At 69.8% G+C, this 18,051-nt stretch carries 15 protein-coding genes; 12 read left to right on the forward strand and 3 right to left on the reverse strand.

The window, feature by feature from the left end; translation table 11 throughout:
* The first annotated feature begins 4 nt into the window (after nucleotides 1-4).
* The 10 genes from IPG50_36165 (at nucleotide 5) to IPG50_36210 (ending at nucleotide 13,778) form a co-directional block, all read left to right on the forward strand.
* Complete coding sequence (locus IPG50_36165) at nucleotides 5-3,370, forward strand: hypothetical protein (GenBank protein ID MBK6697580.1); 3,366 nt, start codon at nucleotides 5-7, stop codon at nucleotides 3,368-3,370.
* Between the two features lie 58 nt (nucleotides 3,371-3,428).
* Nucleotides 3,429-4,694, forward strand: a complete 1,266-nt coding sequence (locus tag IPG50_36170) for a serine/threonine protein kinase (GenBank protein ID MBK6697581.1) — start codon at nucleotides 3,429-3,431, stop codon at nucleotides 4,692-4,694.
* Nucleotides 4,691-5,650, forward strand: a complete 960-nt coding sequence (locus IPG50_36175; GenBank protein MBK6697582.1) for a hypothetical protein — start codon at nucleotides 4,691-4,693, stop codon at nucleotides 5,648-5,650. The genes IPG50_36170 and IPG50_36175 overlap by 4 nt, the downstream gene beginning before the upstream one ends.
* Nucleotides 5,650-6,543: a hypothetical protein gene (locus tag IPG50_36180; GenBank protein ID MBK6697583.1), complete on the forward strand. Its 894-nt coding sequence runs from the start codon at nucleotides 5,650-5,652 to the stop codon at nucleotides 6,541-6,543. Before IPG50_36175 ends, IPG50_36180 begins: the two co-directional genes overlap by 1 nt.
* 52 nt (nucleotides 6,544-6,595) lie before the next feature.
* The gene (locus IPG50_36185) at nucleotides 6,596-7,930 is read left to right on the forward strand and encodes a sigma 54-dependent Fis family transcriptional regulator (GenBank protein MBK6697584.1); all 1,335 of its coding nucleotides are present in this window, start codon (nucleotides 6,596-6,598) and stop codon (nucleotides 7,928-7,930) included.
* Between the two features lie 221 nt (nucleotides 7,931-8,151).
* The gene (locus IPG50_36190; GenBank protein ID MBK6697585.1) at nucleotides 8,152-9,285 is read left to right on the forward strand and encodes a trypsin-like serine protease; all 1,134 of its coding nucleotides are present in this window, start codon (nucleotides 8,152-8,154) and stop codon (nucleotides 9,283-9,285) included.
* Nucleotides 9,286-9,591: 306 nt separating this feature from the next.
* The gene (locus IPG50_36195) at nucleotides 9,592-10,287 is read left to right on the forward strand and encodes a hypothetical protein (GenBank protein MBK6697586.1); all 696 of its coding nucleotides are present in this window, start codon (nucleotides 9,592-9,594) and stop codon (nucleotides 10,285-10,287) included.
* A gap of 43 nt (nucleotides 10,288-10,330) precedes the next feature.
* Nucleotides 10,331-11,410 carry a hypothetical protein gene (locus IPG50_36200; protein ID MBK6697587.1) on the forward strand — a complete coding sequence of 360 codons (1,080 nt, stop codon included), beginning with the start codon at nucleotides 10,331-10,333 and terminating at the stop codon, nucleotides 11,408-11,410.
* 205 nt (nucleotides 11,411-11,615) lie between these two features.
* Nucleotides 11,616-13,121: a metallophosphoesterase gene (locus IPG50_36205; GenBank protein ID MBK6697588.1), complete on the forward strand. Its 1,506-nt coding sequence runs from the start codon at nucleotides 11,616-11,618 to the stop codon at nucleotides 13,119-13,121.
* 12 nt (nucleotides 13,122-13,133) lie between these two features.
* Nucleotides 13,134-13,778, forward strand: coding sequence for a hypothetical protein (locus tag IPG50_36210; protein MBK6697589.1), 645 nt, complete (start codon nucleotides 13,134-13,136; stop codon nucleotides 13,776-13,778).
* 27 nt (nucleotides 13,779-13,805) lie between these two features.
* On the opposite strand, the gene IPG50_36215 is transcribed toward IPG50_36210, so the two are convergent.
* A complete protein-coding gene (locus IPG50_36215; GenBank protein MBK6697590.1) occupies nucleotides 13,806-14,507 on the reverse strand; it encodes a crotonase/enoyl-CoA hydratase family protein in 702 nt (233 codons plus the stop codon).
* 90 nt (nucleotides 14,508-14,597) lie between these two features.
* Between IPG50_36215 and IPG50_36220 the strand changes: the two genes are divergently transcribed.
* Nucleotides 14,598-15,659, forward strand: coding sequence for an alpha/beta fold hydrolase (locus IPG50_36220; GenBank protein MBK6697591.1), 1,062 nt, complete (start codon nucleotides 14,598-14,600; stop codon nucleotides 15,657-15,659).
* 22 nt (nucleotides 15,660-15,681) lie between these two features.
* Here the strand turns inward: IPG50_36220 and IPG50_36225 are convergent, their stop codons facing one another.
* Nucleotides 15,682-16,563: a hypothetical protein gene (locus IPG50_36225; GenBank protein ID MBK6697592.1), complete on the reverse strand. Its 882-nt coding sequence runs from the start codon at nucleotides 16,561-16,563 to the stop codon at nucleotides 15,682-15,684.
* A gap of 139 nt (nucleotides 16,564-16,702) precedes the next feature.
* Between IPG50_36225 and IPG50_36230 the strand changes: the two genes are divergently transcribed.
* Nucleotides 16,703-16,855, forward strand: a complete 153-nt coding sequence (locus tag IPG50_36230) for a hypothetical protein (protein ID MBK6697593.1) — start codon at nucleotides 16,703-16,705, stop codon at nucleotides 16,853-16,855.
* 549 nt (nucleotides 16,856-17,404) lie between these two features.
* Here the strand turns inward: IPG50_36230 and IPG50_36235 are convergent.
* Nucleotides 17,405-17,914, reverse strand: coding sequence for a sigma-70 family RNA polymerase sigma factor (locus IPG50_36235; protein ID MBK6697594.1), 510 nt, complete (start codon nucleotides 17,912-17,914; stop codon nucleotides 17,405-17,407).
* Between the last annotated feature and the right edge of the window lie 137 nt (nucleotides 17,915-18,051).

The raw sequence follows: 18,051 nt of genomic DNA on the forward strand, positions 1-18,051 counted from the left end.
TCCCGTGAAAGCGCACGTTCGCCGAACCACGGCGCGCGCCGCCAGCGTGGCACGGGCGCGAATGCTGGCCAAAGCGCACCTCGAGTGGCTCGAGGGGTTTCCCGTCGCCACCGCGCCTTCCGCTGGAGCGATGCCTTGGGTGGCGCTGCGCGGCGGCGAGCAGCTCATTGACTCCGATGCGTTGCGTCGTGCCTCGCGCGCGCTCGGCGATCTCGTTCGCGAGCACGGCCCGGTGCTGGGCGACGCGCTCCCCGAAGGCTTCATCGACGGAGCGCGCGTCGTCTTGGACGCGCTCAAAGGCCCGGTGCATCGTCGCGAGCCGCTCGCGCCGGCGCTGACGGTTACGGCGCCGCTTTTTGGCGCACGGCTTCGTGCGCGCGCCGAGGCGCTCACCCGTGAGACTCCGACGCTCGGCCCGCTCGTCGAGGCCGCGTTGTGGTTGTGTGCCACGCGTCGCGCTTCGCTCCATGACGCGCTCCTCGCCTTGGACCGTTGGCGGCCCTTATGGCTCGCGCATCGCGACGTGGTGACGGCGGCGCGTCTCGTCTCCCTCGCGACGGAAGGCGAGAGACTCCTGCCCATCGTGGAAGCCTTCGCCGACGGTCGTCTCGACACGATCGCCACGCATGGACGCGACGCCGCGCTCGCGTTCTCCAACCGGGTGAGCAACCTGGGCGCCCTCGCTCCGATGCCGGAGCTGGAACGCCAGGTCCCCACGCTCGAGACGTCGCTCGCTCGCCTCGCCCGCTGGCTCGTGACGGAAGACGAGGCCTCTCGTCGTCGCGCGCTCCGCGTATTTTCGCTGATCGACGTGCGCGCATCGCTCGATGCGTGGGAGTCGCTCTGGACAAAGCTCGCCGTGGCGACGCGGCGCGCATCGTCCGCGAACGCGGGCGCGAAGGGCGCCGCCAAGCAAGCGCTAAGGCCCATCGCGGACGCGTCGCCACCGGAGCTGCGCGGCCGAGCCCTCGTCTCGCTCGTCCAGTGGTACGCGGCGCTCGCCGACGACGCCTTTCGGGAGCTCGTCCTCACCGTGCTCCGCCCTCTCGGGCCAGGCCCTACAAGTCTCTTCTTCCTAGAGCACCTGCGGGCCCTCTACCTGCACTCACCACGCTTCACGGCGCTCGTTGTGAAGGAGCTTGGACGCTACCTCAAGGCCACGCGCTCGCTAGGCGACGCGCAGTTGGGGCCGTGGAAGGAGCTGATCGAGTCGAGGCGCATCGGGCGCTCGCGCTGGGCCTTCGAGGCGGATCTCGTCACCGACGAGCCGACGGCGGCGCGCCTCCGTTCGTTCTACGACGCGCTCGCGGTGATCGCGCTCCGCCGCGGTGGCGACGTGCCGTCGTTGGTCACCGACTGGCTCGTTGACATCGCAGCGGCCGGTGACGCTGAGTTCCTCGCGACCGTGGCGACGCTCGCCATGGGCCACAAGAGCCTGTCTTTGCGGCGGACCACCTTCCTCGGCGTCTTGGCGCTCGCCGATGGCGATGCGGCCGCCGTGAGCGAGCTCCTCCAGGCGGCGACGCGCCTCGACACCCACGAGCAGGTCGCGCCGTTGCTCCAAGCGCTCGTGCCCTTGGCCAAGGCGGGCAACGCGGCGCTCGCGCGAGCGCTCTTCGTCGATCGGCTGGCGCCCCGCATCGCCGAGGCCGCGGTGACCCTGCGGACGGTGCGCGGGAAGGCGCGCGGGACGGCGCCCGAGGTCGCGCTCAAGGTGCCCCGCGCCACGAAGGTGGAGTTCGCGAAGCGCTTCCCGTCGGCCTTTCGGGAGCTCCTCGGCGAGTTGGCGTCCGTGGATCCGAACGCGGAAGATACGGCGCGGCGCGCCCTTGGCTCGGCCTTCCGCGAGACGGACGAGCTGAATCGCGAACTCGCAGCGCTGGAGGGCAAACTCGCGGACGGCGCCATCGCTCAACGCGCGCGCGCGCGGCTCGAGCAGCGGCGCAAGAACCTTCGCGCGCGCCTCGCCACGGGCACGAGGCTGTCGAAGGACAAGGAGGCGAGGCTCGCTCAGAAGCTCCGTCGCGCCATCCTCGGTGCGATGGTGAGTGCGCTGGAGGCTGACGCGCTCGTCGCCTGCCGCGCGTTCACCGAGGGCCTCTTGGGCACGTCTCCCTTGCCCGACGTGCTCTTGGCGCCCCGCCTGCGCAAGTACCTCGCGGCGATCGTCTCCTTGGACGCACCGATGCGCGCGCTCGCCGCCCGCGTGCTCCGGGCGCGCGCGGGGCCGCCGCCTTGGGATCTCCGCGACGCGCCCGAGAACGCCACGTTTTTGAAGCGCCTTGGTGAGCGCGGCGTTCGCCTCGCGCCATGGCTCGACGGCAAGTCCGCGGCGGTGCGCGCCGAAAACGGGCAGAGGCTCATGGTGGGCTTTGAGGACGACCCGCTCGCGATCATGGAGATGGGGGCTCACTTCGAGACGTGCTTGAGCCCCGGCGGCTTCAACTATTTCTCCGTCTTCGCGAACGCCGCTGACGTGAACAAGCGTGTCGTCTACGCGCGTGACGAAGCGGGGCGCGTCGTCGGTCGTGTGCTCCTCGGGCTCACCGACGGTGGTGGCATCGTGACGTTTCATCCCTACGCCCACGCAAAAGAGATCGGGTTTGGTGAGATCGTGAGGCGCTTCGTCCTCGCCTTGGCGGATGCCATGGGGACGATGGACCTGCCCTCCGGTGACGTCGCGCGCCTCGTATCGCCGGATTGGTACGACGACGGTCCCCGTGACGTGACCGGACGATTCGCGTTTCTGCGTGCCGGCTCCGAGTTCTCTGCATCGCTCGCCAAGCTGGCGCCGGACGAGTTCTTTCTGGAGCTCGAGAAGCGCTCGTCCGGCATCGGGCTCACCGAGCTCACGTTGCCGTTCGTGCTTTCGGCACCTTCGCTCTCGGAGAACCCTCTGCTCTTCGCGGCCGTGTTCTCGGCGATGGAGAAGATGAGTGCGGTGCCGCCTTTTGTGCTCCTTCGGGCGGCTCGCCTCGCCATGGAAATGGGGCAGGCCCACCTCGTGAACCGCGAGTTGGTGCCGCGTCTCGAGCGGCACGCGATGCAGCTCTTCGCGACGCATCAATGGGTCGACATCGGCATCGTTCGGCTCTTCGTCGAGGTGGCGCCGGAGCGCGCGCTCCTGTTCTTGCGCCGGACGCGGCCGCGCGGCGTTCGGCGGTTCATCGACGAAATCGATCCCGAGCGCCTCCTCGCGGCGGCCCTGGCGCACGAGCGACTGAATCGACCCCAGCAAGCCGTCGCGCTCTTCCGCTTGGGCGCATCGGCGCGTACCGCCGGCCACACGGCCTACGCGCGCGACGCGTGTGCGGCGCGCCTCTTGGAGCTGCGCGCGGGCGACCGAGCGGGAGATGGGGCCGGCGGCTGACCGGACGGCGGAAGATGGGCCCGCGCCAGGGAAAAATGACCACTACAATGGCCTCGCAATGCGGGTCCTCGGCGGGCGCTACCAAGCCTTGTTCGTGCTCGGCGCCGGTGGCATGGCCGAGGTGTGGCTCGCGCACGACAAGAAGACGGGGCGTGAGGTCGCGCTGAAGCGCGTCCACAGCGGTTGGGCGCGAAGCGCGAAGGACGCGCCGGCGCTCGTCGATGAAGCTCGGCTTTTGGGGCGCATTCGCCATCCCAACGTCGTCGAGCTCGTCGACGTGCTCTGGGCCGAGGGCGAGCTCGTTCTCGTGATGGAGTACGTGCGCGGCTTGTCGTTGGCGCAGCTCTTGGCGAACGGCCGCGAGCGCGACCTTCCGCCGCCTCCCGAGGTCGCGTGCGCCATTGTCGTCGGCGCTCTCCGCGGCCTCGAAGCGGCTCACACCGCGACCGATACGGAGGGCAACTCGCTGGGGCTCATCCATCGCGACGTCACGCCCGAGAACATTCTCGTTGGCGCCGACGGCGTCGCGAAGCTCACCGACTTCGGCATCGCGCGGGCGGAGCATCGGAGCCAGCGGACCAAGACCGGTGATCTCAAGGGAAAGGTTCGTTACCTGGCGCCGGAGCAGATCCACGGGCAAGCGGTGAGGGAGACCGATCTGTTCGCCATGGGCGTGACCTTGTGGGAGGCGCTTACGGGCAAGCCACTGAGCAACGCCGCCACCGACGGCGAAGCGCTCGCGGCGCTCTTGATGTTTCGGGCTACGGCGCCGAGCGCGGTGCGCGAAGGCATTTCGCCGGCCTTGGACGAGGTGGTTTTGAGGAGCCTCGCCGCCGAGCCGGAGGCGCGCTATCGCTCCGCGAGCGACATGGCCAGCGCTCTCGAACTCGCGATGGGGCTCACACCGGCCGCGACGACCGCGACCGCCGCGTGGGTGAGCGCCGTTGGCGGCGAAGAGCTCGCGATGCGCGACGAGAAGGCGAAGCGGCCGGCTTCGCGCCGTGGCCTTTGGGGCGCTGCCGGCGGCGCGCTCGTGGCGCTGGCGTTGGTGGTCTCGAGTCAGGCGCGTCCGCGCGCGGGGGCACCGGGCGTGAACGCGATCGAGGTGATTCCGTCGTCGGCCATCACCGCCGCGGTCCCGTCCACCCAAGGGAGCGCCGCGGCGCTCGTCGCCTCAACGCCGCCGGTGCTTTCGTCGGTCACGACGGCACCGTCGTCGTCGTCGCGAGGCCTCGCGGGTGGTGTCAGGAAGCCGCCGCGCGTCGTCGGGGTCGACGCCAGCGCCGGTGAGCCCGATCGCGTGCACCTGGAGCTGCGCAAGTGAAGCTCGTCGGTGCGGGGCTCGTGGTGTTGGTGCTCGCTGGCGCGACACCGGCGAGCGCCGCGCCGCCGACCGACGCCGCCGCTACCGCGGAGGTCCTGTTTCGCGAGGCGCGCGAAATGATGGCGCGCGGCGATAACGCCGCCGCGTGCCCCAAGCTGGCCGAGAGTCAGCGCATCGACCCGAGCGTGGGCACGCTGCTCAACCTCGGCGACTGCTACGAGCGCATCGGGCGAACGGCGAGCGCGTGGGCCACGTTCAACGACGCGGCAGCGATGGCGATTCGCGCCGAGCAACCGGAGCGTGCGCGCTTCGCCAAAGGGCGGGCCGAAGCCTTGGGGCCGAAGCTCGCGCGCCTCACCGTCGAGGTGCGGGCATCGGCCCAGGGACTCACCGTCGAACGCGACGGCGTCGCGCTCGGGGCCGCGACGTGGGCCGCAGCGCTGCCCGTCGATCCCGGTCCGCACACGCTTGTCGCCAAGGCTCCGCATCGAAAAACGTGGTCGACGACGGTGTCGTGCAAAGAGGGAGCCGCGGCGGTCGTGGTGGTGCCGGAGCTAGAGTCCGTCACCGAATCCGCGGCTGCGGGCCCGCTCCGGCCGGCGACAGCGACGGCGACGCCGAAGCCGCCGCCCGTGCGCGACACGTACGCGCGGCCGCTCGCCATCACGCTCACGGCAGCCGGTGGCGTGGCCGTGGCGACGGGGTTATCGTTGGGCCTCGTCGCGATGAGCAAGGACAACGACGCCAATCGCCACGAGTGCTCGCCGGCCGACTGCACCGAGCGGGGCGCGACGCTCCTCCGTGACGCGTCGACCTTCGCGACGGCCTCCACGGTCGTGACCTTGGCCGGCGCGGGCCTCGTCGCGGTGGGCGTCGCCGTCTGGGTGTTCGCTCCAACCGAAGGCGTTCGCGCCACCGTGTCGCCTTCGCGGGTCTCCGTCGAGGGACGATTCTAATGACCTGGTCGCGGAGCGCCGCTGTGGGCGCGGCGGTGACGCTGCTCTTGGCCTGCGGTGAGATCTTGGGCGTGCGCGAGCGGCCCGTGCGCGGCGTGGCCTCCGACGCGTCGGCGGACTCAGCCGCTCCGGTGCCTCGCTGCGAGGGCTGCTCCTTTAGCGACGACTTCGAGGGCGACGCTGGCGTTGGCGCCAAGTGGCAAGGGCCCGGTGGCAGCAGCAACCCCATCGCCATCGGAGGGGTCCGCATAGGCCAATCGCCGCCGGGGCGCGATTCGCCGAACTCGCTCTCGCTCGAAATCGACGCGGGGAAGACCTCGTCGACGGTGGGGCTCTTGCACCAGATGACGCTGACGACGCCGGCGAGCTACGACGGCGTGCTCTTGTCGTTCGACCTTCTCCTCGAGCGTGTCGCGCTGTTCGACCAATCGACCGCCGTCGACGCGGGGACCGCGGGCACCGCGGGCCTCTTCGTGCGCCTCGGCCCGGAGCCGGTCACGACCTTTGGTGGCATTGGCATCGCGCTGACGAACGACGCGTTCTATGCGGCGTTGTCGACCGACGTCTTTGGCGATCGTCACGCGACGATGCCGGCGCTGATCACTGGGGCCGAGGTGCCGCGACTCGTCGGAACCTCCATCTGGACGACGTGGAAGGTCTACGTGGGGCCGCGCGCGCGCGCCATCGGACTCGGCGTGACCACGTGCCCCGACGGCGCCGGCGACGTCGGCGCCGTGTTGTCGGTCTCCTCCGTTTGCGTCGCCCTGCCGGCGGACTTGGCCAAGTCCGGGTGGGACCGGCCCGTGGTCTTTTTGGGGACGTCGCCGCGAACCGGCAACTTCGCCATCCGCATCAACAACGTCGCGGCGACGATCTTCGAACGCGACGGGTAAACTTCACCCCGTCGGCGCTCGAGATCGTGAGCCCTCGTGCGATACTCCGGCCATGGCGACGGGACGCGATCAACGAACCGAGGACCGCCCGCGGGTCCAATACGATCTTTCCACCAAGCGCTCGCAGCCGCGGCTCCGTTGGCGCGACGAGACGGGCGCCCACGAGGCGCTGCTCGCGCCGCGGACGCTCCTCGGCTCTTCGCCGCACCTCGCGGTGGTCGTCGCCGATCGCAGCGTCTCGCGGCTTCACGCCGAGCTCGAGGTGCGCGCCAACGGCGTCTGGATTCGCGACCTCGGCAGCAAGAACGGCACGTTCATCCGCGAGGTGCGCGTCGAGTCGGCGCTCCTCGCCGATCACGCCACCTTCGAGTGTGGCGGGACAGCCTTTGAGGTCGACTACGCGGGCCGCTCCGAGAACGTGCCGCTCTGGCCCGTCGACCACTTCGGGCAGCTCATCGCCTGTTCGCAGGTGATGCGCGAGCTGTTCGTGCGGCTCGCCCAATACGCTCGCAGCCAGGCGCCGGTTCTCGTGCAAGGCGAGACGGGCACCGGCAAGGAGCTTGTGGCGCGCGCCATCCACGACGCATCGGACCGGCAAAAGGGCCCCTTTCTCGTCGTCGATTGCGCCGCGCTCTCCGAGTCGCTCCTCGAGAGCGAGCTCTTCGGCCACGCGGCCGGTTTCGCCGCGGCTGCCGGCGCGCGCGAGGGAGCTTTCGAGGCGGCCTCCGGCGGCACGCTGTTCTTGGATGAGCTGGGCGAGCTTCCTCTCGCGATGCAGGCGAAGCTGCTGCGCGCGCTCGAGTCGGGGGAGGTGAGGCGCGTTGGCGAGACCGAGCCTCGCAAGGTCGACGTCCGCTTCATCGCGGCGACGCACCGTGATCTCTCCGCGATGGTCTCGACGGAAGCCTTCCGCGAAGATCTCTATTTCCGTCTGTTGGCGCTGCCGGCCTATGTTCCGCCGCTCCGCACGCGGCGCGACGACATCCCGCTCTTGCTCGCGCACTTCCTCGGCGCCGAACCCGATGCCGCCGTGGTCGCCGCGGCCACGGCCCAACCGTGGCTCGGCAACGCCCGCGAACTCTACGCCTTCGCCGAGCGCGTGCGCGCTCTCGGTGCGGAAGGGGCGCTGTCGGTGCTTCGCGGCGATCTTGTGGCCCCAGCGGAGGCGCCGGCAGCGCCGGCCCCGGCCTCGCCCGCGCAGACGTCCTCGAGCTTCGATCTAGCTGTGCCTTACAAGCACCTCCGCGACGAGTGGATGGATCGGTTCGAGCGCGACTACCTGACGGCGCTCATCAAAGAGTTCGGGTCGAGCACGCAGACGTTGGCGCAGCGCGCCGGCATCGACGAGAGCTACGTGCGCCGCCTCCGCCGCCGTCACGAGCGCTGAGTCGAGCCGTCGCGGGTCGGAGCCGCGTGCCATTGCCAGTGAGGTTTTCCGCTCGCGTCGTCGAATCGTGCGAGATGCACCTACCAAAAGGGGCTTTTCTCGATCCGATTCGTTGACCCGGCGCGCGCCCTTGGGGGAAAAGATTCGCGGGCGGTGCGTTGGGTGCGCCGCCTCGGTTGCCCGCGGGAGCTCGCGGCGCGCCTCACGCGAGAGGAGTCTTCATGCGCAAGGCGAGCATGGCCTGCGGGGCGTGGCTTTTTGTTTGTGCCGCGTGCGGCGACGCGAACGGCAACGACGGCGAGGAAGCCTTCGAGGGCGCGAGCCTCCGCGAGCCGATCGTCGGCGGCTCGCTCGCGTCGGGCTTTCCCGAAGCGGTGCTCATCGACATGCCCGCGAGCCTTTGCTCCGGCGCCCTCATCGCGCCGAAGGTCGTGTTGACGGCGGGCCATTGCGTCGTGGGCCAGACGCGCTTTCGCGTGCGCGCCCCCTACGCGGGGGCCGGCGGCCAGGTGGCGCTGTCTTCGGAAGCGGAAGTCTACGACTACGCCGACGAGTCACCGTTCGTCGATCCGACGAAACACGACGTCGCGGTTGTGGTCCTCGATACGCCCATCACGCTGTCGAGCTATCCGCGGCTGTCGGCGGCGCCAAGACCAGCCGGTTCGACGCTCGTGAACATCGGGCGCATCAAAGACGGCACGACCTCGTATTCCAACCTCTACGTGGGGCCGCCCCGCGTCATTAGGAGCGGCGCGTGGGTCGGCTACCCGTATGCGTACGACAGCGACGACGTCATCGAGTCTGGCGACTCGGGCGGGCCGTGTTTGGTGACCGACGCGCCGGAGCACGAGATCGCCGCCGTCAACTCGGGCTCGTCGCCCGGCTCGCAGGTGCTCGCGCGCGTCGACCTCGTTTACGACTGGCTCATGGCCAAGATCGCAGCCCACGGCGGGAGCGGCGCGTCCGCGGGGAGTGCGAGCGGAGCCAGTCCTGCCCCGACGCCCACGCCGACGCCGACTCCGACGTGCACGGCCCGCGAACGCGAGCCCAACGACGTGCGCGCCAGCGCCGAGCCGCTCGCCGACGGCGAGACGTGCGCGACGCTGACGGCAGGCGATGCCGATTGGTTTGAGTTCTCGGTGGGAGCGGCCGGCGTCACCTATTCGGTGGACCTGAGCGGCCCCGGCGACGCGCGCGTGACGGTCTTCAAAGAGCTCTCCGACGGGACATGGAAGACCCTGAAGACGAGCGGGAAGCGCGTCGCGAACACCGCGACGTCGAAAAGTCGGTACTTGGTCCACGTCGCTTCGCCGAGCGCGAGCCCGCAGGCGTACGGCTTGACGCTCGCGCGCTGAGGAACGCCCGTCCGCTGGCGTGCGGTCTCTGCGTTCGGTTTTGCGGGCGCGCGTGCGCGCAAGGTTCGCGAACGGCTTCGCTGCGGTGATACCCTGCGGCGAATGACGCGAAGGGACCTCGCGCTCTTGTGCGCCCTGTGGCTCGTGGCGGCGCCCGCGCAGGGCTGCCGAAGCCGACGAGCAGGCGCTCGCTGCGAGCCTCTTTCGCGAAGGCAAGGCGCTCATCGAAGGCGGCCAGCTCGCCGGCGCGTGCGAGAAGTTCGCCGAGAGCCAGCGGCTCGAACCCAAGTTGGGCACGCTCCTCACTTGGCCACGTGCCACGAACAGACGGGGCGCGTCGCGAGCGCGTGGGCCGAATACGAACAAGCGGCGGCGATGGCCGCGCGCTCAAAGGAGCCGGAGAGGCAGCGTCTCGCGAGCGAACGAGCGCGGGCGCTCGAGCCGCGGCTCGCGCGGCTGCGCATCGTGCTCGAAGGGCTGCCGCCGCCACCGGGCGCCGAGCTGCTCCTCGACGGCAAGAAGCTCGGCCTCGCCAGCGCCAACGTCGCCTTGCCCGTCGATCCGGGCAGTCACACAGTCGAGCTCGGCGCGCCGGGGCGTAAGCCCTGGAAGCTCTCCCTCCTCGCTACGCCCGGCGCGATCGCGGACGTGGTGGTCCCTGCGCTCGATCCGCTGGAGCCGGAGGCGCCACCGCCGCCGCCGCCTCGCGCGGCCGAGCCTCCTCCTCCTCCGGCGATCGCCCCGGCCACCTTCGTCTTGGGCGGCGTTGCCGTCGTCGGGCTCGCAGTCGGAGCGGGCTTCGGCGCGAGCTTTCTTTCACAGCGCAACGACGGCCTCCGCGAATGCGACAGCGCGACCTGCACCGCGCGCGGCCTCGAACAACTCGACGGCGCTCGCAGCGCCTCGTTGATCTCCGGCGTGGCCTTCGGCGTTGGCGCCGCCGCCGGTGTGGCCGCCGTGGTGGTGCACGTCTTGGCGTTGGCCGCGGGAGCGGCGCGGTGACCGTCGCGTGGACGCCCTCAGGCGCTCGCGTTGGAGGCGCCTTTTGAGCCGTCGGACGTTCGCGCTCGCCATCCTCTGCGCGCCGGCGATCGCCGCGTGCACGTTGTTTTGGCCCATCGAGGACTTTGCCCTTCGGACCGACGACGGCGGTACGGCCGCGGGCAGCGACGCCACTTCCGACGGCGCGACGAACTTGGATGCCGCCGACGGCGGAACGAGCTTCGCCGTCGAGCAGTTGGCCACCGTTGACCCGTCGCCGCGCCTCTTGGCGATGAACGCGACGCACGTCTTCGTGCTGGGCCAGACGGAGACGGTGCAACGCGTTGGGCGTGAGTCACGCGTCGTGGAGACGCTCAGCACTCCGAAGACGGGGGTGAACGGTGCGGCGCTTACGATGCGCGATCTCGGCGCCGACTCGCAGTCGCTCTACCTCGTCGCCAACGAGGCCTCCGGGTGCGGCGCTCCGGCCACGGCGTGGAAAGCCCCGACGTTTGACGGCGGAACGTTCACGGGCGTCATCGGCGCACAGTGCGGAGTCATGACGGCGCTCGCCAACGACGCGCTCGATTTCTCATTCGTCCTCGAGGCTACCGCCGGTTCAACGCTCTTCTCGCACCCGCTCCTCGGCGGTGGCAACGTGACGTTGGCGTTCGCGCTCCCCAAGATTGTTGCCGCGACGTCGCGGCCCGAAGACGTGTATCTGGCGAGCTCGACGGACAAGAAGATCGTTCGTGTGCCGAAATCGGCCGCAGGCGCCGATGGCGGCGTCGACTTTGCTGCGGCCACAAGCGCCCCGCGGGATCTCGTCGCCGACGCGGAGTTCGTTTACTGGATCGAGGTCGACGGCCGCGTGGCCAAGAAGAGTCGCGTCGCGCCTCCGGCGGAGCCGGCCATCGTTCTCGCGACGGAGCCGACGGGACTCACGCACTTGGCGCAAGACAGCGTGAGGCTTTACTTCACGAACCTCGTCGAGGGCACGGTGCGCGCTGTCGCGAAGGCCGGTGGTGCTGTCGAGTTGGTGGCGGGGGCGCAGGCCGAACCCCTCGCTATCGCCGCCGACGACCGCGGCGTCTACTGGGTGAATCGTGGCTCGGGCGCGGTCATGCGCGCCGTGCGCCAGTAGGGGAAGGCGGGCGATCCGCACGTTCCGTCGCACGCGTTCGACGTTCGGGCCGTCCTGCCCGGAAATCCCCTGGGAATCGCCGCGGTTCTCGACTGAAGGCAAGCGAGGCGTGAACGCGCCTTCCCCTCGCCGCCGACGGGCCGCCCCCCCGCTCCTGACGAAACGATGACGGCGAAGTCCCGTGCAACTGTCACGCTTTAGGGTCGTGTCTGACCCGTCCCCGTCCCCGCTCCTGACCACGCCCGACGGCGCCCAAAGTGAGAGCCTCCTCGTCTTCTCCGACGTGCACCTGGGTTCCGATCTCGACGACCGTCACGGTCACGTGCTCCACCGGACTCAAGCGGTCGACGGCGATCTCGTGGCGCTCCTCGAGCACTACCGCGGCGTGCCTCCCGCCGGTGACCGATGGCGCATCGTCATCGCCGGTGACTTCATCGACTTCATCGGCATGACCGTGGGACCCGACGATGCGAAAGACGAAGCCAGCGACGCGAGCCTGAACGACGAAGAGATGGAGCACGGCCTCGGCAGCTCGGCCGAGCACGCGCGGCAGAAGCTCCGCCGCGTTGCCCTCAGGCACGCCGACGTCTTTCGCGCCCTCGCCGTCTTCGTGGCCGACGGTCACGCCCTCACGCTCGTTCACGGCAACCACGACGCCGAGTTTCATTGGGATGAAGTGAAAGATTCCTTCCGCGAGGCGCTTCGCGTGCACGCCGAGGGTTACGGCGAGGGCTTCGACGCTGCCGCCTTCGATGCGCGCATCGAGTTCAACCCGTGGTTCTTCTGGCGTGAGGGCGTCGTCTTCATCGAGCACGGACACCAGTACGACGCGTTTTGCTCGACGCCCTACGTCATGGCGCCGCTCTATCCCGTCGACCCGCGCCGCATGGCCCGCGGCTTTTGCGACGTGCTCCTGCGCTTCGTCGTTCGGCCGACGCGAGGCCTGCGCGAAACGGGGCACGAGCACGCGGGCATCGTGCACTACCTGTCGTTTGGAGCGGCGCTCGGTGTGCGCGGCATGTTCGCCCTGGTGGCGCGCGTGGGGCGAGCGCTGCGCGAGCTCTTCGCCGTTCGCCGCGCCGCGCTCTCGAGCGCCGCTCGCAGCATCCGCAGCGAGCACGAGCGCCGCGTCGAGCGCCTCGCCGCCGTGAGCCGCCTGGGCGCCGAGCGCCTGCGCGCGGTGCTCGCGCTTCAGGTCGCGCCCGTCACGTCTTCCGTTCGCGGCATCCTCGCGAGCCTCTTGCTCGATCGAATCGGTCTCGCCGTGGTGGCCGCGGGGCTAACGCTCGCCGCGGCCTTGCTCGGCACCATGGCGCCGCTCTGGAGAGGCGGCGCGGCGCTCAGCACGCTCGCGCTGTGGCTCGTCGCCGATCGACTCCTCGCGCGCCACCGTCAGGTCGACGCGGGCGAGCGAATGACCGAGCGCGCGGGGCACCTCGCGCGGCTCTTTCCCGCGGCCTTCGTCGTCATGGGGCACACGCACGCGCCCTCCGTGGCGCGCTCCGGCGAGACGACCTACATCAACGTGGGCTCGTGGTCCGAGGTCGAGGATGACACGGAGCGCGCGCCGCGGACCCACTTGGTGATTCACGTGACCGCGGGCGGCGTCGAAGGGCACTTCCGCACCTGGTCGGCGGCGGGTCCCGAGCCGGTGCCCGAGGTGCCGGAGCCCGTGCCTTCGTCCACGCTCGCAGACGTCACGCCCTCGTAGTACGAGAGCGTCGTGATGGCGGTGAGCGATCGAGAGAGCCTGCGGCCGACCAACGTCGCGAGGAGCCTCTTCCATGTGCTTTCGGGCGTCGTCGCGCTCGCGGCCATTCGCTCGGTTCCCTCGCGACGGTGGCTCGTCGGCGCCGCGGGGGCCATCTTCGTCGCCGCGTGGGCCATGGAAACGTCGCGGCGCCGTAGCGAAGCCATCAACGAGCGCTTGATGCGGCTCTTCGGCCCGGTGGCGCACGCTCACGAGCGTCACCGTGTCAACTCATCGACGTGGTACGCGACGGCGCTCTTGGCCTTGGCGCTCTTCGCGCCGCTCGTGGCGGCGGAGATCGGCGTGCTCGTCTTGGCCATCGCCGACCCGGCGGCCGGCATGATGGGGCGTCGCTTCGGACGCGTGCGTTTCGCCAGCGGCCGCTCCCTCGAGGGCGCGCTTACCTTCCTCGTCGTCGCGTTCGCGGTGGCCTTCGCTTGGTTGTCGCTCGCCGGGGCCGTGCCGCTCCCGGCGCGACTGATGCTGGCCGCCGGCGGCGCCGTCGCCGGCGCCGTGACCGAGCTCGGCTCCGTGCGCGTCGACGACAACCTCTCGATCCCGCTCGTCGTCGCGGCCTCCGTCACCGCTACCGGCGCGCTCGCTGGCGTCGTGCTTTAGGGCGGCGCCCGGAGCGCCCTTTCGCCGTCAGGTGCCGACGGCGCCGATGCTTCCGAGATCCGCCTCGAGCGTCGCGCGCACGCGATCGATGCTCCGCTGCCGGAGGCGGAGCTTGGTTCCGTGGAAGGCCGCTTGCGACAGTCCCACCAAGGCCTTCGCCTCCGCCTTGCTGCGCTCGAGGACATCGCCGGGAGCGACGACCTCGTCGAGGTACCCGACGGTCTTGGCGTCGTCGGGGCCGTAGATCTGCGCCAGCAGCGTCGCGCGCGTGAGCGCCTTCGGCGACAGGCGATCTTCCGCCAGCGTGAGTCCCAGAATCGGCACCGGAAGTCCGATGGCGACCTCGTTCAATCCGATGCGGAAGGCGCCGCTCGCGCCGATGCGGGCGTCGCCGGTGAGCAGCATGAGCGCGCCGCCCGCGAGCGCGTGGCCGGTGCATCCGATCACGAGCGGCACCGAGAGGCCGTACATGTGCATGAGCAGGTCGGCCCCCAAACGAAGCAGCGCCTTGGCCGAATCGGCACTCGCCATCATCGCGCGGAGGTCGAAGCCCGCGCTGAAGCGGTCGGCGCGACCGAGCAGGAGCACCGCCTTGGCTTCCTTTTCGGCGCGCGACAGGTGGGACTCCAGAGACGCGATCATCGTCTCCGAGAGAGCGTTGGCTTTGCCGTCGTCCATCGCGAGAAGGGCGACGCCGTCTTCGAGGGTGTACGTGAGCGGTTGGGACACGGCTCCACGCTATGCGAGTCTCGCGGCGACGTGAATATCTACCGCGCGGCGGCAATCGATCCTGGCGCCGCCCTTGCAGTCGGAGGCTTCATGCGTCGACTCATTGGTTCTGGTCGCGGCTTCTTTTCGCTCCTGGCGCTCGCCGTCGTCGCCTGCGGAGCCACAGGTGGATCGGACGAGAACCAGAACGAGACGGCCGACGAGCTCGACCTCACCCGCGACGCGACTCCGCTTTTGCCTGCGCCGAGCGGCCCCGCCGCGAAACGCGCCATCGTCCTCGCGCACGGCTTCAACGCCTCGACGACGAACGCGTGGTCGTATTACGGCGTCGCCGAGGCCCTGGCGAAAGAGCACCCCGTCGTCGTCAAAGCCGAGGTCCCTCCCTTTGCGTCGCCGCGAACGCGCGCCGACTACCTCGCCAAAGACGTCGACCGTGCCCTTGCGCAATGCAAGAACACGGCGGGCTGTGACGCGAGCGGCGTCCACCTCATCGCGCACTCCATGGGAGGGCTCGACGCACGCGTGCTGATCGGAACTCTCCACTACGGCGACCGCATCAAGACGCTGACGACGATCGCCTCGCCGCATCACGGCACGGCCATCGCCGATGCGGTGCTCGGTCTCATTCCGCCGGTGGCCGACGGTGCCGTCGACGCGCTTGCGGCGCTCTTCGCGCGAACCTTCACCACAGACGAGCTGGCCAACGACGCCGACGTGAGAGGTGCGCTCTCAGGGCTCGCCGAGAAGAACGCGGCGGACTTCGAGCGCGACAACCCGATGGATCCGCGCGTCTACGTCCAGTCTTACGCCGGCGTCAGCGGCGTGGTGGGTGGGTGGCTGCGCGACGAAGACAAGAAGGCGTGCGAAGGAAAGCTCGTCTCGTTCAAGAACCGCAGCGACAAGATGGACCTCCGGCTCGTTCCCGTGGCGCCCTTCGTGGCGCACGGCCTCGAGCTTCGCCCGAACGACGGCATGTCGACGGTCGAGAGCGCGAAGCTCGGCGAGTTCAAGGGATGTGTGCCCGCGAACCACTACGGCGAGATCGGGCAACCGAAGCTCGAGGGGCTCGATCGCTGGACCGGTTGGGATCACGTGCGCTTCTACCGGACCGTGGCCTTCGACTTGGCGCGCCGCGATCAAAACGAGCGCTGAAACGGCGCGCGCAGCGAGGCCTTCAGGGGGACGACGCGCTGAAGTCTGCGGTGAGCTGGAACGAGTTCGCGCCGAAGCTCTTCACCGGCTCGAAGGTCGTGGGCGTCACGTCGAAGACCTTCGGCTGGTGGCCCGCCGCCGGCTCGTCTTGCCAGCGGAAGTTTTCGTTCGTGTTGATGTCGAAGAGCATCTTTACGTCGGTGCCGATGGTCGGGTCGACGGGGAGGTTGATCGGAAACACGTACGCCGTCTCAGGGCCCGAGCTGCTCATGGAGATGCCACCACCACTCGGCACTTCCGGCAGCGGTCCGCCTTCGCCGGGCTGCGTCGCGAGGGCCTTGCCGCCAACCTCGAACGTGAAGCGGTAGTGACCCTTGTTTTGCGTGGCGCCATCGATGAGCGAACCGTCGCTCAGGACCTGAAGGTTGTTGAACGTGCCGGCCACCGACTGCCCCAACGTGTGCATGGTGGCGGCCACGCGATAGCGAACGTGAGAGATGCCCACGCGAGCCAAGGTGTAGGTGCCGGCGCGGAGGCTCGATGCGAGGACCGTGGCGACGACGGTGTCATCCTTGTCGTTGAGGCCAGCCTCCACGGCGCTCTCGCCGTGATCGAAGACGACGAGCGGCGGCGCGCTCGGGTCCGTCAGGAGCGCGAGCGAGCGGATGCCGATCTTCTGGTCGCTGGGCGTTTGGCCCGACAGTGCATCGGCATGGGGCACCTTGGCCGTCGACGCTCGGAGGTGAATCTCGATCTTGGCGCCGTTCGGCGCTGTGGTGGCCGCATCAGTCGTGGCTTGCGAAGGGCCGGCGTCGCTCTGGGAGTAACCGCCCACCTCCACCGTGTTTCCGCTGCAAGCGACTAGGCTGAAGAGAGCACCGAAGAAGAAGAGCTTGTCGTGCATGGCTGGCCTCGAGGGCGCGCTCGGCAAGGCGTGCCGATGGCGTGCTGGTCCGTGGGTGGCCCCTGCGCCAACGATTTATGAAAGGTCGAGCCCCGTTGGCTTAAAAGTCCCTACCGACCAAGACCTCGAGGCGGCCGAGATGGCTCGACGTCGGGTGCGCCGCCCGGAAGCGTTTCGCGCGCGCCCGCGCGTCGCTCATACGGCCAAGGCGTTTGAGGGCGTCGATGGCGATGACCTCGCGCTCTTGATCCAGGAGGGCTCCATCGCCGCGGCGCGCGAGCTCGTCGCATAGCGCGAGGGCTCGCGCGGGCTCGCGACCCAGCGCGTCCTGAGCGCGCTGGAGCACGCGCACCTCGGGCTCGAGCGGCTGGGTCGGCGCCACGTCGGCGCGAGGTGCGCTGGCCGAAGGTGAGGCGACGCGCGTCGTCGAAACGCTCGGCTGGCGAGGGAGCACCGCGGGTCGGGGTCGGGGTCGGGGTCGGGGTCGGGGTCGGGGTCGGGGTCGGGGTCGAGGTCGAGGTCGAGGTCGAGGTCGAGGTCGGCGCCGCGGCTGTCGCCGGCCCTTCTCTTGAACGCGAGGCCACCCACGCGATCGGCGCGAGCGTGGCAACGCCGAGTCCGACAACGGCGAGCCACTTCGCGCCGCCAAATGTCGTCTTCGCCGCGACGGTGGATGCGGCCGCGCTGCCGCCGCCAGCCGCGTCGAGCGCGGGCCCCAACTTCGCGAGGACCTCCGCCAGCTGCGCCTCGCTGGCGACGTCGTGCTCCGCGGCGCGAAGGAGCTTCTTGAGCAGCGGATCTTGCGCCAGCGTCGCCAAGCGTTCCGGATCGGTGGGGGGCATCATGAGGGCACCGCGGCGTCTTGACGAATCTTGCGGATCGACGATTGCACCAAGTCGCGCGCCGCGTGAAGTCGCGAATAGGCGGTCTGAAGCGGACAGCCGATGGCGGTGGCGACGTCGTTCATGGCGAGCTGCTCAATCTCGTAGAGCACGAACACGGCCCGCTTGTCGTCGTCGAGGGTGTCCAAGATCCCATCAAGCAGAGCGCGCGCCTCGCGCATCATGGCCGTGTCGTCGGGGCTCTCATCGGTCAGAAGCTCCGGTGGAACGTCCGTGACCAGCTCGCGTCGCCGTCGCACGCGGCGCCGGTGATCGGACGCCACGCGAACGGCAATGCCGTAGAGCCACGTGCGCACCGAGGACCGTCGCTCGAATTCCGCCAGCTTCTTGTGAACCACCACGAAGACCTCTTGGCACGCGTCGGCCGTGTCGTTCTCGGACACCCCGAGGCGCCGGAGCACGCGCCAGACGAAGGGGCCGTGCTCGCGAAAAAGCGTCGTCGTGTCCATGGCTTCGAAGGAAGGTGCAGGCCCCGCGCCGCCCCCCGGTGGGAGCGCGCCATGGATGGAGTGGCCGGACACGGTGCGAATTATGAACGCTCCGGTTCACGGGCGGCCAGATTGCTTCAACGCGGCCGCGACGCGGC

Source organism: Myxococcales bacterium, from assembly GCA_016703425.1.
GTDB lineage: Bacteria > Myxococcota_A > Polyangia > Polyangiales > Polyangiaceae > JADJCA01.

Coding starts and splice junctions, on each gene's coding strand:
- IPG50_36170 (MBK6697581.1), top strand. CDS start 3,429: ATGCGGGTCCTCGGCGGGCGCTACCAAGCCTTGTTCGTGCTCGGCGCC.
- IPG50_36180 (MBK6697583.1), top strand. CDS start 5,650: ATGACCTGGTCGCGGAGCGCCGCTGTGGGCGCGGCGGTGACGCTGCTC.
- IPG50_36185 (MBK6697584.1), top strand. CDS start 6,596: ATGGCGACGGGACGCGATCAACGAACCGAGGACCGCCCGCGGGTCCAA.
- IPG50_36190 (MBK6697585.1), top strand. CDS start 8,152: ATGCGCAAGGCGAGCATGGCCTGCGGGGCGTGGCTTTTTGTTTGTGCC.
- IPG50_36220 (MBK6697591.1), top strand. CDS start 14,598: ATGCGTCGACTCATTGGTTCTGGTCGCGGCTTCTTTTCGCTCCTGGCG.
- IPG50_36225 (MBK6697592.1), bottom strand. CDS start 16,563: ATGCACGACAAGCTCTTCTTCTTCGGTGCTCTCTTCAGCCTAGTCGCT.
- IPG50_36230 (MBK6697593.1), top strand. CDS start 16,703: ATGGCTCGACGTCGGGTGCGCCGCCCGGAAGCGTTTCGCGCGCGCCCG.
- IPG50_36235 (MBK6697594.1), bottom strand. CDS start 17,914: ATGGACACGACGACGCTTTTTCGCGAGCACGGCCCCTTCGTCTGGCGC.